The 13,398-nt window shown below is 74.0% G+C and carries 11 protein-coding genes; 3 read left to right on the top strand and 8 right to left on the bottom strand.

Features of this window, described 5'->3' with window-relative positions; genetic code table 11:
• Positions 1 to 113: 113 nt before the first annotated feature.
• From ACI8AR_RS16945 to ACI8AR_RS16920, 6 genes are all read right to left on the bottom strand, one after another.
• Entirely contained in the window at positions 114 to 641 is a 528-nt protein-coding gene (locus ACI8AR_RS16945) for a MarR family winged helix-turn-helix transcriptional regulator (protein ID WP_457052060.1), read from the bottom strand.
• Positions 638 to 1,117 carry a heat shock protein transcriptional repressor HspR gene (locus ACI8AR_RS16940; RefSeq protein ID WP_456936679.1) on the bottom strand — a complete coding sequence of 160 codons (480 nt, stop codon included), beginning with the start codon at positions 1,115 to 1,117 and terminating at the stop codon, positions 638 to 640. The genes ACI8AR_RS16945 and ACI8AR_RS16940 overlap by 4 nt, the downstream gene beginning before the upstream one ends.
• Positions 1,114 to 2,334 carry a molecular chaperone DnaJ gene (gene dnaJ / locus ACI8AR_RS16935; RefSeq protein ID WP_457052059.1) on the bottom strand — a complete coding sequence of 407 codons (1,221 nt, stop codon included), beginning with the start codon at positions 2,332 to 2,334 and terminating at the stop codon, positions 1,114 to 1,116. The genes ACI8AR_RS16940 and dnaJ overlap by 4 nt, the downstream gene beginning before the upstream one ends.
• Before the next feature lie 34 nt (positions 2,335 to 2,368).
• Positions 2,369 to 3,088: a nucleotide exchange factor GrpE gene (gene grpE / locus ACI8AR_RS16930; RefSeq protein ID WP_457052058.1), complete on the bottom strand. Its 720-nt coding sequence runs from the start codon at positions 3,086 to 3,088 to the stop codon at positions 2,369 to 2,371.
• Positions 3,085 to 4,968 carry a molecular chaperone DnaK gene (dnaK, locus tag ACI8AR_RS16925; RefSeq protein ID WP_457052057.1) on the bottom strand — a complete coding sequence of 628 codons (1,884 nt, stop codon included), beginning with the start codon at positions 4,966 to 4,968 and terminating at the stop codon, positions 3,085 to 3,087. Before dnaK ends, grpE begins: the two co-directional genes overlap by 4 nt.
• Before the next feature lie 230 nt (positions 4,969 to 5,198).
• Positions 5,199 to 6,221, bottom strand: coding sequence for a type IV toxin-antitoxin system AbiEi family antitoxin domain-containing protein (locus tag ACI8AR_RS16920; RefSeq protein ID WP_457052056.1), 1,023 nt, complete (start codon positions 6,219 to 6,221; stop codon positions 5,199 to 5,201).
• Between the two features lie 521 nt (positions 6,222 to 6,742).
• On the opposite strand from ACI8AR_RS16920, the gene ACI8AR_RS16915 reads away from it, so the two are divergent.
• Positions 6,743 to 9,037 (top strand): (Fe-S)-binding protein, encoded by a 2,295-nt coding sequence (locus ACI8AR_RS16915; protein WP_457052055.1) that lies wholly within the window; start codon positions 6,743 to 6,745, stop codon positions 9,035 to 9,037.
• 129 nt (positions 9,038 to 9,166) lie between these two features.
• Here the strand turns inward: ACI8AR_RS16915 and ACI8AR_RS16910 are convergent, their stop codons facing one another.
• A complete protein-coding gene (locus ACI8AR_RS16910; RefSeq protein WP_457052054.1) occupies positions 9,167 to 10,222 on the bottom strand; it encodes a zinc-dependent alcohol dehydrogenase in 1,056 nt (351 codons plus the stop codon).
• A 177-nt stretch (positions 10,223 to 10,399) separates the two neighbouring features.
• On the opposite strand from ACI8AR_RS16910, the gene ACI8AR_RS16905 reads away from it, so the two are divergent.
• Positions 10,400 to 11,371, top strand: coding sequence for a DUF389 domain-containing protein (locus ACI8AR_RS16905; RefSeq protein ID WP_457052053.1), 972 nt, complete (start codon positions 10,400 to 10,402; stop codon positions 11,369 to 11,371).
• A gap of 58 nt (positions 11,372 to 11,429) precedes the next feature.
• Positions 11,430 to 12,707 carry a CynX/NimT family MFS transporter gene (locus ACI8AR_RS16900; RefSeq protein WP_457052052.1) on the top strand — a complete coding sequence of 426 codons (1,278 nt, stop codon included), beginning with the start codon at positions 11,430 to 11,432 and terminating at the stop codon, positions 12,705 to 12,707.
• On the opposite strand, the gene dcd is transcribed toward ACI8AR_RS16900, so the two are convergent.
• A complete protein-coding gene (dcd, locus tag ACI8AR_RS16895; protein WP_456936686.1) occupies positions 12,673 to 13,263 on the bottom strand; it encodes a dCTP deaminase in 591 nt (196 codons plus the stop codon). The two genes, ACI8AR_RS16900 and dcd, sit on opposite strands and share 35 nt — an antisense overlap.
• Positions 13,264 to 13,398: the final 135 nt, after the last annotated feature.

Below are 13,398 nucleotides of genomic sequence, written 5' to 3'. Positions count from 1 at the left end.
CCGGTTGGTTGCTGTCTACAACCGCTCACCTGCCCGGCGTGTTCCCCGCACACGACGACGGCGCCCGGACCGCAGGGGTCCGGGCGCCGTCGGAGGTGGAGCGGGAGGGCGGGTCAGGTCGCGGTGGCCGCGGCGTCCCCCGCCTCGCGGGCCTCGCCGAGCCGGTTGAACCGGGCCAGCAGCTCGCCGAGCTGGGCGACGTCCTCGGCCGGCCAGCCGGACAGGTCGGCCTCCCAGCGCTCCCGGCGGGCGTCGCGGATGCGGGCGAGCCGGACCGCGCCCTCGGGCGACGGGGTGAGCACCTGCGCCCGCCCGTCGGCGGGGTCGGGCTCGCGGTCGACCATGCCGAGCGCGACCAGGGAGGCCACCTGGCGGCTGACCGTGCTCTTGTCCAGGCCGAGCCGGGCGACCAGGTCGCTGGCGCGCAGCGGGCCGGCGTCGGCCAGCAGCGCGAGCAGGCCGTAGGCCGCGCCGTCGAGGTCGGGGTGCAGCTCGCGGGCGAGCCGGGCCGAGATGGCCCGCGACCGGCGCAGCAGCAGGCCGATCTCGCGCTCCAGCCGCACGAAGGACTCGTGCTGCTCCTGGCGCGTGCTGGTCACGTCTCCCTGGACGACGACGGCGCCGCCGGGGTTCCCGCTCACCGCTGCGGCTCCCTCGGGCGCCAGACGACCAGGGCGGCCGTGCTCTGCCGCCGCACCGGCACGAGGTCGGTGCCGACCAGGTCGCGGCCGTAGCCGCTGCGCATCGCCGTCTCCGCGGCGATCCGCCGGTGCTCGGACTCCTCGAGCTCGGCGACCAGCTCGTGCACCCGCTGCTGCAGCGCCTCGACCTGGGACTCCAGGTCGATGATCCGCTTGATGCCGGCCAGGTTGACGCCGTCCTCCTGGGACAGCCGCTGGACCTCGCGCAGCAGCGCGACGTCGCGCGGGCTGTAGCGCCGCCCGCCGCCCGCCGTGCGGCCCGGGGTGACCAAGCCGAGCCGGTCGTACTGGCGCAGCGTCTGGGCGTGCATGCCGGCCAGCTGCGCGGCCACGGAGATGACGAAGACCGGTGCGTCGTCGGCGACGGCGCGGCTCGCGTCGGCGCGGTCGCGGCCCTCGGTCCCCGCGGCGCTCACCGGGTGCTCCCGCGGTCGGCGTTGCGCTGGGTGGCCGCGGTGATCTGCGGGCGCGGGTCACCCAGTTCGGCGTCGAGGGTCTTCACCGCCCGCTCGGCCTCGGCCGAGAGCCGCTGCGGGACGGCGACCTCGACGGTCACCAGCAGGTCGCCGGTGCGGCCGCGGCCGGGCACGCCCCGCCCCCGGACCCGCAGCGTGCGGCCGCTCGCCGTGCCGGCGGGCACCTTGAGCGTGACGTTGCCGTCCAGGGTCGGCACGGTCAGCGTCGTGCCGAGGACCGCCTCCGGGAAGGTGACCGGCACGGTGATGGTGACGTCGTCGCCCTTGCGGCCGAACAGTTCGTGCTCGCTGACGTGCACGACCACGAACAGGTCGCCGGCGGGTCCCCCGCGTCGTCCGGGCGCGCCCTTGCCAGCCAGCCGGATCCGCTGCCCGTCCTTGACGCCGGCCGGGATCCGCACGGTGATCGTGCGGGTCTGGGTGGTGACGCCGTCGCCCTGGCAGGTCGGGCACGGGTCGTCGACCACCTGGCCGGTGCCGCGGCAGTTGCGGCACGGCTCGGAGAAGGCGAACGCGCCCTGGCTGCGGCTGGTGACCCCGGCGCCGCCGCACACCTCGCAGGTGTGCGGCGCGGTGCCCGGGCGGGCGCCGCTGCCGGCGCACGTCGGGCAGGTGCCCGGGCTCTGCATCCGCAGCGGCACGGTGACGCCGAGGACGGCCTCCTCGAACGAGAGGGTCGCCTCGGTCTCGACGTCCTGCCCGCGGGCCGGCCCGGACGCCGCCTGGGAGCGGGCCCGGGCCGAGCCCGGCGCGCCACCGCCGAAGAGGTTGCCGAACAGGTCGCCGAGCCCGCCGCCCCCGCCGCGCGTCCCGGCGCCCCCGGCGCCGCCGAAGAGGTCGCCCAGGTCGAACGGCTGACCGCCGCCGCCCCCGCCGGGGAAGCCCCCGGGGAACCCGGCGCGCGCCCCGGCGCCGCCGGCGCCGAACAGCCGGCGGGCGTCGTCGTACTCGGCCCGCCGCTTGGGGTCGGACAGCACGTCGTAGGCCTCGGAGACCTCCTTGAAGCGCGCCTCGGCCTGCGTGTTGCCCGGGTTCTTGTCCGGGTGCAGGTCGCGGGCGAGCTTGCGGTAGGCCTTCTTGATCTCCGCGGCGTCGGCGCCCTGGGAGACGCCCAGCGCGGCGTAGTAGTCCTTCTCGATGAAGTCCCGGGTGCTCATCGGACGCCTCCTCTCTGCGTCTGGTGGCGACCGGTCAGCCGGCGGCCGGGGTCTCCCCCGGCACGCCGCCGCCGGCCGCCTCCTGCTCGGGGGCGGCCGCGCCGCCCGCCGGCTCGGTCACGGACACCATGGCCGTGCGCAGCACGCGCTCGCCCCGGCGGAAACCCTGCCGCAGGACCGTCGTCGCGGTCGGCACGGTGACCTGGTCGGACGTGTCGTGCAGGACGGCCTCGTGCAGCGCCGGGTCGAACGGGTCGCCCGCGACACCGAAGGCCTCCACGCCCAGACCGTCGAGCAGCCCGAGCACGCGGTCGGCGACCACCTTGAAGGCGCCGGTCAGGTCACCGTGGTCCCGGGCCCGCTCGATGTCGTCGACGATCGGGAACAGCTGGGCGGCGAACCGCTCGGCTGCCTGGTCGACGACGAGCTGCCGGTCCCGGTCGACCCGCCGCCGGTAGTTGGCGTACTCGGCGGTGACCCGCTGCAGGTCCTCGGTGCGCTCGGCCAGCTGGCGCGACAGGTCGCCGTCCGCGGCGCTGTCGCCGACCGGCGCGGCCGGGGCCTCCGGGACGGCGGTCTGGTTCTCGGTCATCTGCTCCCCTGGCGATGGGTGGGCCGGTGTCTGTGCCGGAGCCGGGCGGGGCGGGACGCCGGCCGGCTGCTCGCCGGCCGGCGTCCGCACCTCACCGCTGACGGGGTCGATCCGCCGCTTGTCCCGGATCACGACCCGCGGCTGCTCGTCCCCCTGGCTCATCGGCGGTCGGTGTCCTCGTCGACGATCTCGGCGTCGACGACGTCGTCGTCGCCGGACGGGGCCGACGCGCCGAACCCGTCCCCGGAGGCACCGGCGGCACCGGCACCGGCACCGGCGCTGGCCCCGTCACCCGCCTGGGCCTGCTGGGCGTACAGCGCGCCGCCGACCTCCTGCGAGACGCGGGCGACCTTCTCCTGCGCCGACTTGATCGCGGCGATGTCCGAGCCGCCGAGGGCGGAGCGCAGCTCGGTCAGGGCCTCGCCGAGCTCCTCCTTCTTGTCGGCCGGGATGCGCTCGCCGTTCTCCGCCAGGAACTTCTCGGTCTGGTACTGCAGCGACTCGGCGAGGTTGCGGGTCTCGGCCTCCTCGCGGCGGCGCTTGTCCTCCTCGGCGTGGGCCTCGGCGTCGCGCATCATCCGCTCGATGTCCTCCTTGGGGAGGGCCGAGCCGCCGGTGATGGTCATCGACTGCTCCTTGCCCGTGCCCAGGTCCTTCGCGGACACGTGCACGATGCCGTTGGCGTCGATGTCGAAGGCGACCTCGATCTGCGGGACGCCGCGGGGCGCCGGCGGCAGACCGGTCAGCTCGAACATGCCGAGCTTCTTGTTGTACATCGCCATCTCGCGCTCGCCCTGGAAGACCTGGATCTGCACGGACGGCTGGTTGTCGTCGGCCGTCGTGAAGATCTCGGAGCGCTTGGTCGGGATCGTGGTGTTGCGCTCGATCAGCTTGGTCATGATCCCGCCCTTGGTCTCGATGCCGAGGGACAGCGGGGTGACGTCGAGCAGCAGGACGTCCTTGACCTCGCCCTTGAGGACGCCGGCCTGCAGCGCGGCGCCGATGGCGACGACCTCGTCCGGGTTGACGCCCTTGTTGGGCTCCTTGCCGCCGGTCAGCTCGCGGACCAGCTCGGTGACGGCCGGCATGCGGGTCGAGCCACCCACCAGGACGACGTGGTCGATCTCGCTGACCGAGACGCCGGCGTCGCGGATCGCCTGGTTGAACGGCGCGCGGGTGCGGTCGAGCAGGTCCTGGGTGAGCCGCTGGAACTCGGCGCGGGTCATCGTGACGTCGAGGTGCAGCGGGCCCTCGGCGCCGGCGGTGATGTAGGGCAGGTTGACGTTGGTCGACTGCGCGCCGGACAGCTCGATCTTGGCCTTCTCGGCGGCCTCGCGGAGGCGCTGCATGGCCAGCTTGTCCTTGGACAGGTCGATGCCGTTCTGGGCGTTGAACGTCTGCACCAGGTGCTTGACGATCCGCTCGTCCCAGTCGTCACCGCCGAGGTGGTTGTCACCGGCGGTGGCCTTCACCTCGATGACGCCCTCGCCGATCTCGAGCAGCGAGACGTCGAACGTGCCGCCACCGAGGTCGAAGACGAGGATCGTCTGCTCGGTCTCGCCCTTGTCCAGGCCGTAGGCCAGCGCGGCCGCGGTCGGCTCGTTGACGATGCGCAGGACGTTGAGGCCCGCGATCTCACCGGCCTCCTTGGTGGCCTGCCGCTGCGCGTCCTCGAAGTAGGCGGGGACGGTGATGACGGCGTCGGTCACCGGCTCGCCCAGGTAGGTCTCGGCGTCCCGCTTGAGCTTCTGCAGGATGCGGGCGCTGATCTCCTGCGGCGTGTACTTCTTGCCGTCGATCTCGCCGGTCTGCCAGTTGGTGCCCATGTGGCGCTTGACCGACCGGATGGTGCGGTCGACGTTGGTGACCGCCTGGTTCTTGGCCGACTGGCCCACCAGGACCTCGCCGTTCTTGGCGAACGCGACGACCGAGGGCGTGGTGCGCGAGCCCTCGCTGTTGGCGATGACCGTCGGCTCGCCGCCCTCCAGGACGGTGACGACGGAGTTGGTGGTGCCGAGGTCGATGCCGACCGCTCGTGCCATGGAGCTGGCTCCTCTTCCGTGTGCTCGGGTGGTGCTGGGTGTCGTGGGGTCGGTCGAGGGACCACCTGCCTTGCGCGGGGTCCGCTCAACTTTCCTGCCCACCCTAACGGCAGACCTCCCGGCCGTGTTCCCGAGGGGGTGGCCGACGTCGCGCTGCGCAGGATCAGGCGGCCTGATCGTGCTGCGTCCTGACTCAGCGTCGGCGGTGAGCCAGGACGCACGACGGCGAGCTAGGTCGATGACGCCGCGACCGGCCCCGTCCCCTGGGCGGGCTCCACGGTGCGGACGACGCGATACCGGCGCACCCCGACCAGCGGGGCCGCCAGGAGCCCACCCACCCGGGCCTCGAGCTCGCGCCGCCGTCCGGGCACGAGGTCCTCGTACGCCAGACGCACGACCCGGATGCCCAGCGCGCGCAGGAGGTCCTCGCGCCGCTTCTCCCGCCAGAGCACCTCCCCGGGATGCCGGCCGTCGACGGGGTCGAGGTACTTCACCCGCCCGTCGAACTCGATGGCGACGCCGGCGTCGTCGTACCAGGCGTCGACCCGCGCGACGAAGCCCCGCGGACCGTGCACCTCGACCTGCAGCTCCGGACGGGGCAGTCCGGCCTCGATCAACGCGAGCCGACCGCGGGACTCGAGCGGGGACTCCGCCCGGCCGTCCGCGAGCCCGAGAGCACGCGCCGCGTCACCGATGCCGATCCAGTGCACGGCACGGAGGACGGCAGCGCGCAGGTCCTCGCGTCCGACGAGCCGGCCGTGCAGCGCGGCGTCCATCGCCACCACCGAGTCCACGAGGTCCCACTCCCGGGCGCAGTCGACGAGCGTCCGCGCCGGCGCGGTCACGCCGAAGCCGGCGAGTCGTCCGAGATCACCGTCCGAGAGCGAAGCCCGGGCGACGACGTAACCCCGACCGCGTCGCCACTGACCCGGGTCGGTCAGCCGCACGGCCCCGTCGACGTCCTCGGGGAGCACGAGGCGGTGCACCCGGGCGGCGGAGGTGTGACTGAGGACCGGACCGGGATCCAGGGCGAGCAGGACGGCGACGCAGTCGAGGAGGTGCCGGAGCCGGCCGTCCGCCTCGGCGGCGGCGAGGTCTCGGGCGCGGACGTAGACGCCTCGCCGCAGCCGGCGCCAGTGGCCGGCGCTCAGCTCGGAGCGGATCTCGTCGGGTCGGTAGCCGAGGCGCACGGCCTCTTGCGCGGTGAAGACGCCGAGCCGGGCGGCCGCGAGGCGGGCGAGTTCCGGGTGCACGTCGGCAGTCTTCGCGGTTGCGGCGGCTGCGCCGCGGCCCCCGCGGAACCTGTGGACGACGTCGCGACACCGTCCTGGCTCACCATGACGCGTCCTGACTCACCGTCGGCGCTGCACCAGGACGCGACATGATCAGGCGGCCTGATCATGCGTCGCCCGGGACGCGGTGACCGCGGCGTGACCGGGCGGCGTGAGCCCGGTCACGCCCGGCGCGACCGGAGTCCTCCTGGAAACACGCCCTTGTCGTGTTCCAGCGACACCGACGCGTGACGAAACCGCACGTCAGGACGCCGAACGGTGGGCGGGGAGCACCGTCGGGCCGCCCCGGATCGGGGCTCCGCGCCTCTGGTTACTGCCGAGTAACCTGAGCGCACCCCGGCTATCGTGCTGGGCTGCGTGGGCACCGCCGCCCGCGCGTGATCCGCCCCCGGTCCCCAGGGCCGGAGACGGCGGCGGGACCCTTCTCGTCGTCCGGTGCGGACGGAGTCAACCGACGCCGCGTGGCGTGGGGAGAGGGAATCATGACGGGCCCCCTGCAGATCGTGTTCGGCACGATCAGCGTGCTGTTCCTCATCGTCTCGGTCGTCCTCGCCTACCGGGCCGTCCGCGCCATGGTGCGGATCATCCGCACCGGCCAGCCGGACTCGACCCGGAACGGGCCGGTCGGCCCGCGGCTGAAGACGCTCGTGGTCGAGTCGCTCGGCCACACCCGGATGCTCAAGTGGTCGGCCATCGGCGCCGCCCACTGGTTCGTCTTCGTCGGCTTCTACGGCCTGTTCCTCACGCTGGTGGAGGCCTTCGGCGAGGTCTGGAACCCGGCCTTCCACCTGCCGCTCATCGGCGAGTGGAGCCTGTGGAACCTCTTCGCCGACGTCATCGGCACCGGCACCATCGTCGGGATCCTGTACCTGATCTACCGGCGCCAGAAGGACCACCCGCGCCGGCAGGGCCGCACCAGCCGCTTCGCCGGCTCCAACGAGGGCCGCGGCTACTTCGTCGAGGCCGTCGTCCTCACCGTCGGCATCTGCATCCTGCTGATCCGCGCGCTGAAGATCTCCTCGGACCTCACCGACGCGCCGGCCTGGTCGCACCCGTTCTCGGGCCTGCTGGCCACCGTGCTGCCCGACAGCCCCGACCTGCTCAGCACCGTCGCCTTCGTGAAGATCGTCGTCTCGCTGACCTGGCTGGTGGTCATCAGCCGGATCCTCAACATGGGCGTGGCCTGGCACCGGTTCAGCGCCTTCTTCAACATCTACTTCAAGCGCGAGGGCACCAGCGGCGCCCCGGCCCTCGGCCCGCTGCAGCCCATGACCTCGAACGGCAAGCCGATCGACTTCGAGGACCCGGGCGAGGACGACGTCTTCGGTCGCGGCAAGATCGAGGACTTCACCTGGAAGGGGATGCTCGACTTCACCACCTGCACCGAGTGCGGGCGGTGCCAGAGCCAGTGCCCTGCCTGGAACACGGGCAAGCCGCTGTCCCCCAAGATGGTGATCATGGACCTGCGGGACCACCTGTACGCCAAGGCCCCGTACCTGCTCGGTGAGAAGACCGCGTCGGAGACCGCGCCCGACTACGACATCCTGAAGCCCAGCGACGAGCAGGTCTGGGCCTCCGGCTACGCCCGCATCGAGGGCACCAACGACGCGCAGGCGCACCGCCCGCTGGTCGGCACCCTCGAGGAGGGCGGGGTCATCGACCCCGACGTCCTGTGGAGCTGCACCAACTGCGGCGCCTGCGTCGAGCAGTGCCCGGTGGACATCGAGCACATCGACCACATCGACGACATGCGCCGCTACCAGGTGCTCATCGAGTCGAACTTCCCGTCCGAGGCCGGCCTGATGCTGCGCAACCTCGAGAACCGCGGCAACCCCTGGGGCGTCAGCCCGAGCACCCGCGAGGACTGGATCAAGGAGGTCGACTTCGAGGTCCGCATGGCCGACGGCCCGCTGCCCTACGACGTCGAGTACCTGTTCTGGGTCGGCTGCGCCGGCGCCATCGACGACCGCGCCAAGAAGGTCACCAAGGCCGTCGCGGAGCTGCTGCACACCGCCGGCGTCGAGTTCGCCGTCCTGGGCTCCGGGGAGACCTGCTCGGGCGACCCGGCCCGCCGCATGGGCAACGAGTTCGTCTTCCAGATGATGGCCCAGGAGAACGTCGAGACCCTCAACGGCGTCTTCGAGGGCCGGGTGCCGGGCACCCGCAAGATCGTCACGACCTGCCCGCACTGCTTCAACTCGCTCGGCCGGGAGTACCCGCAGGTCGGCGGCGAGTACGAGGTCGTCCACCACACGCAGCTGCTCAACCAGCTGGTGGAGGAGGGCCGGCTCACCCCGGTGACCCCGGTCGACCGCAAGGTCACCTACCACGACCCGTGCTTCCTCGGCCGGCACAACAAGGTCTACACGCCGCCGCGGGAGATCCTCGACAGCGTGCAGGGCCTCTCCACCCAGGAGATGCACCGCTGCAAGGACCGCGGCTTCTGCTGCGGCGCCGGCGGCGCGCGCATGTGGATGGAGGAGAAGATCGGCAAGCGGATCAACGTGGAGCGCACCGAGGAGGCCCTCGGCCTCGACCCGGACGTCATCTCCACCGCGTGCCCGTTCTGCATCACGATGCTGTCGGACGCCCTGACGGCGAAGAAGCAGAACGGCGAGGCCGCCGAGCACGTCGAGGTCCTCGACGTCAGCCAGATCCTGCTGCGCTCGATGGCTCCGGTCGGCGCCCCGGGCACCGAGCACGGCGCCGAGGTCGGCACCGCCGACGACGACGTCGCGGGCACCGGCTCGGCCGCCACCGGCCACGGCCAGGCCTGACCGCCCGGTCCCGCACCACCCCGACGGACGCCGTCGGCGACGGAAGGACCCCCTGCCCCCCACCACTCGCACGCTCGCGGTGGGGCCCTGCAGGGGCCCGTCAGCCGGCGGCGTCCGTCGTCTCACCGGTCAGTGCGGGGTGACCACGACCCGCTGCGGGTCACCGGACCGCTCGTGCAGGGTCCGGAGCGCCTCGTCGGCGTCCGCGAGGGCGAAGGTGTGGGTGATCGAGCCGCTGAGGTCGAGCCGGCCGGTGGCCAGGAGCTGCAGCACGCGCTGCAGCGTCGCCAGGGTCCCGCCGTAGGAGCCCAGCAGCTGGAGCTGCCGGCGGACGAAGACGGTGGGCGGCAGCACCGTGATGGGGTCGGCGCCCAGCCCCGCGACCACCGCCCGTCCGCCGATCCGCAGGCACTCCACCGCCTGGCCGATGGTGGCCTGCGCGCCGACGAACTCCGCGGCGACGTCGACCCCCGCCCCGCCGGTGGCGGCGAGCACGGCGTCGACGACGGGCTCCGCGCGCGCGTCGACGACGACGTCGGCACCGCTCTGGCGCGCCCGCTCGAGCTGTGTCCGCCGGGTGTCGACGGCGATCACGGGCGACGCGCCGGCGATCCGGGCGATCTGCACGGCGTGGAGCCCGAGCCCGCCGACGCCGATCACCGCGACCGACTCCCCCGGCGCCACGCGGGCCACCTCGGTCAGCGCGTGGAAGGGGGTCATGACGGCATCGGTGCAGATCGCCGCCTGCTCCAGGGGCACCCCGTCGGGGACGGCCGCGAGGTTCGTCGCCGGCACGGCGACGTACTCGGCCAGCCCGCCGTCGGCGTGGATCCCGACGATCCGGCGGGCGACGCAGATCTCGCTGTGCCCGGCCAGGCAGGAGGCGCACGTCCCGTCGAACAGGACCGGGAAGACGCACACCCGCCGGCCCTCGTCCCAGCCGGTCACCGCCTTCCCGGCCGCGGCGACGGTGCCGGCGATCTCGTGGCCGAGCGTGATGGGGCGGAACGCCGTCGGCGTGATCCCCTCCACCGCGACGTGCACGTCGGAGCCGCACAGACCGGTCGCGGCGACCCGGACCAGCACCTCGCCGGCAGCCGGCCGGGGCACGGGGACGTCCTGCACCGCCAGCGGCTTCCCGGGGCCCTCGAACCGGGCCGCCCGCATCCTCCCGGAACCGTCCACGGCGCCTCCCCGAGCTCGGCCGCTCCCCGTCGCGGGCGGCGACGTTAGCGGCGGGGAGCCGCCGGACCACCGCCCGCGGACGGCGCGACCGCCGGCGGACAGCGCGTCCCGACCTCCCGTGGCGGATCACTGCCGCAGGGGGACCCACGCGGCGGGGGCGTGAGGTAGGAACCCCCGGTGCTGCTGCAGTTGCGGGTGACCGTCCCGCCCGACCGGACCGGCGCCGTCCGCGACCTGCTCGTCCGCTGCCCAGGGACCGCGCACCTGGCCGTGCTGCCGGGCGCCTCGGTCGAGCCGCCCGGCGACCTGGTCCTCGCCGACGTCGCCCGCGAGTCCGCCGACGCCCTCGTCGGGGCCCTGCGCGACCTGCACGTCGACCGTGACGGCGGCATCGCGATCGAGGCCGTGGACACCGCGGTCTCCGCCGTCGCCGAGCGGGCGGAGGAGGCCGCGCCGGGCGACGGCTCGGACGCCGTCGTCTGGGAGCAGGTGGTGCGGACGACGGCGGCGGACTCGTCGCTGTCGGTCGCGTACCTGTCGTTCCTGACCATCGCGACGCTGCTGGCGGGCATCGGGATCGTCAACGACTCGGCGATCCTGGTGATCGGCGCGATGGTGCTCGGCCCGGAGTTCGGCCCGCTGGCGGGGCTGGCCGTCGCGCTGGTGGCCCGCCGGCGCGGGGTCGCCCGGGCGGCGGTCCGCGCGCTGGTCGTCGGCTTCGCCCTGGCGATCGCCGTCACCGCGCTGGCCGCGCTCGCCGCCCGCGGGCTGGGCTGGATCGGCCCCGAGGTGCTCGCCACGGACCGCCCGCAGACCGGGTTCATCACGGCGCCGGACCACTGGTCGGTGGTGGTGGCGGTGCTGGCCGGGATCGCCGGCGTGCTGTCCCTGACGTCGGCGAAGAGCGGGGCACTGGTCGGCGTCTTCATCTCCGTGACGACGGTCCCCGCCGCCGCGGACATGGCCGTGTCGCTGGCCCTGGGCGGCGGCGCCGAGTTCTGGCGCGCGGCCCTGCAGCTGGGGATCAACCTCGCCGGCATCCTGCTGGCCGCCGTGACCACCCTGCTCCTGCAACGGGTGCTGTGGCGGCGGGTCCCCCAGGTGCTGCCGCGCTTCGAGGCGACGCCGCGCACGGGCCTGCGCACCTGAACGGTTGGCCTGTGCACCCGCCTCGGGGTCGGGCCGGCGCGCGGGGGACCATCGACGGGTGACCCGCACGGCCGACGACGCTCCCCCGATCCCGACGGCCGGCGAGCGACGGCGCGGTCTCGCGCTCGTCGGGGTCGCCATCGTGCTGACCGCCGCGAACCTGCGGACGGCGGTGACCACCGTCGGCCCGGTGCTCGAGGAGCTCGAGCGCGGGCTGGGCGTCTCCAGCGCCGCGGCCGGTGTGGTGACGACGCTGCCGGTGCTGTGCTTCGCCGCGATCGGCTTCGCCGGGCCGCCGCTGGCCGCGCGGTTCCGGGACGCCCACGTGCTGGCCGGCGCGCTGCTCACCATGGCCGCCGGGCTGGTGCTGCGGGCGGTCGTCGACTCGTTCCCGCTGTTCGTCGCCGGCACCGTGCTGGCGATGGTCGGCGGCGCGCTCGGCAACGTGCTGCTGCCCGGCCTGGTCAAGCGCTGGTTCCCCGAGCGCACCGGCCTGCTGGTGGGCGCCTACAGCGCGTCCATGGCCATCGGCGGCGCCGTCGCGGCGATCTCCACCGCGCCGATCGCCGCCGCCGTCGGCCCGGGTGGCTGGCGGTGGGCGATCGGCGTGTGGGCGCTGCTGGCGCTGGTCGCCGCCGTGCCGTGGTTCCTCGCCCCGCGCTCGCCCGGCGCGGGCCGGGGCACCCACCGGGCGGTGCGCATGGCGCCGCTCGCGCGCAGCCCGCTGGCGCTCACCCTGGCCGCCTTCTTCGGCCTGCAGGCGACGCAGGCCTACGTCGTCATGGGCTGGTCGGCGCAGTACCTGCGCGACTCCGGCCTGAGCGCGGCCACCGCCGGGCTGCTGCTGGGGATCAACTCGGTCGTCGTCATCCCGGTCAACGCGGTCACCCCGTCGCTCACCGTCCGCCAGCGGTGGCAGCGGCCGCTGCTGCTGGGCTTCATGGCCTGCTACGTCGTCGGCTGGGGCGGGCTGTGGCTGGCCCCGCGCACGCTGCCGTGGCTGTGGATGAGCGTGCTGGCCGTCGGCATGGGCACCTTCAGCATGGTGCTGGCGCTGATCGGGCTGCGCGCCCGGACGCCGGAGACGACGGCCGCGCTGTCCACGGTCACCCAGGGCTGGGGCTACGTGCTGGCCGGCGCCGGGCCGCTGCTGGTCGGCGTGCTGCGCGGCGCGACCGGCGGCTACACCGGCATGTTCGTGCTCGTCGCCGTCGCCACCGTCGGGCTCACGGTCACCGGGTGGCTGGTCACCCGGGACCGGTTCGTCGACGACGAGGTGCCCGGCTGGTCGCCCGCGGCGGTCAGCCCTGCGGCCGCCGGGTCTCCGCGCGGGTGAAGTTGCGGAACGAGCGCGACGGCGTCGGCCCGCGCTGGTCCTGGTAGCGGGAGCCGTACACCGCCGAGCCGTACGGGTGCTCGGCCGGGCCGGTGAGCCGGAACAGGCACAGCTGCCCGATCTTCATGCCCGGCCACAGCGTGATCGGCAGGTTGGCCACGTTGGACAGCTCCAGCGTGATGTGGCCGGAGAAGCCGGGGTCGACGAAGCCCGCCGTCGAGTGGGTGAGCAGGCCCAGGCGCCCGAGCGAGCTCTTGCCCTCCAGCCGGGCGGCGAGGTCGTCGGGGATGGTGACGACCTCGAGGGTGGAGCCGAGGACGAACTCGCCGGGGTGCAGGACGAACGGCTCGTCGCCGTCGGGCTCGACCAGGGTGGTCAGGTCGTCCTGCTGCTGGGCGGGGTCGATGTGGGTGTAGCGGGCGTTGTTGAACACCCGGAAGTAGCGGTCGAGCCGGACGTCGATGCTCGAGGGCTGCACCAGCCCCGCGTCGTGCGGCTCGATGCCGAGACGCCCCTCGGCGATCGCGGCGCGGATGTCGCGGTCGGACAGCAGCATGGCGCGGAGTCTAGGGAGGCCGCCGGGCGCGCCCTCCGCTTCCCGCAGGACCAAGGTCCCGGAGCGCCCCTCTCGGGTCGCGTCCGGACGGATCCTGCCGATACCTGCCGGGACGACCCACCGGACGCAGGAGGA

It is taken from the genome of Geodermatophilus sp. SYSU D01036 (assembly GCF_054050435.1).
The sequence above is the reverse complement of the archived record's forward strand: the minus strand, read 5'-3'. Positions and strand labels throughout refer to the sequence as shown.

Excerpts from the sequence above, each read along its gene's own strand:
- dnaJ (WP_457052059.1), bottom strand. The coding sequence starts at position 2,334 with ATGAGCACCCGGGACTTCATCGAGAAGGACTACTACGCCGCGCTGGGC.
- grpE (WP_457052058.1), bottom strand. The coding sequence starts at position 3,088 with ATGAGCCAGGGGGACGAGCAGCCGCGGGTCGTGATCCGGGACAAGCGG.
- dnaK (WP_457052057.1), bottom strand. The coding sequence starts at position 4,968 with ATGGCACGAGCGGTCGGCATCGACCTCGGCACCACCAACTCCGTCGTC.
- ACI8AR_RS16915 (WP_457052055.1), top strand. The coding sequence starts at position 6,743 with ATGACGGGCCCCCTGCAGATCGTGTTCGGCACGATCAGCGTGCTGTTC.
- dcd (WP_456936686.1), bottom strand. The coding sequence starts at position 13,263 with ATGCTGCTGTCCGACCGCGACATCCGCGCCGCGATCGCCGAGGGGCGT.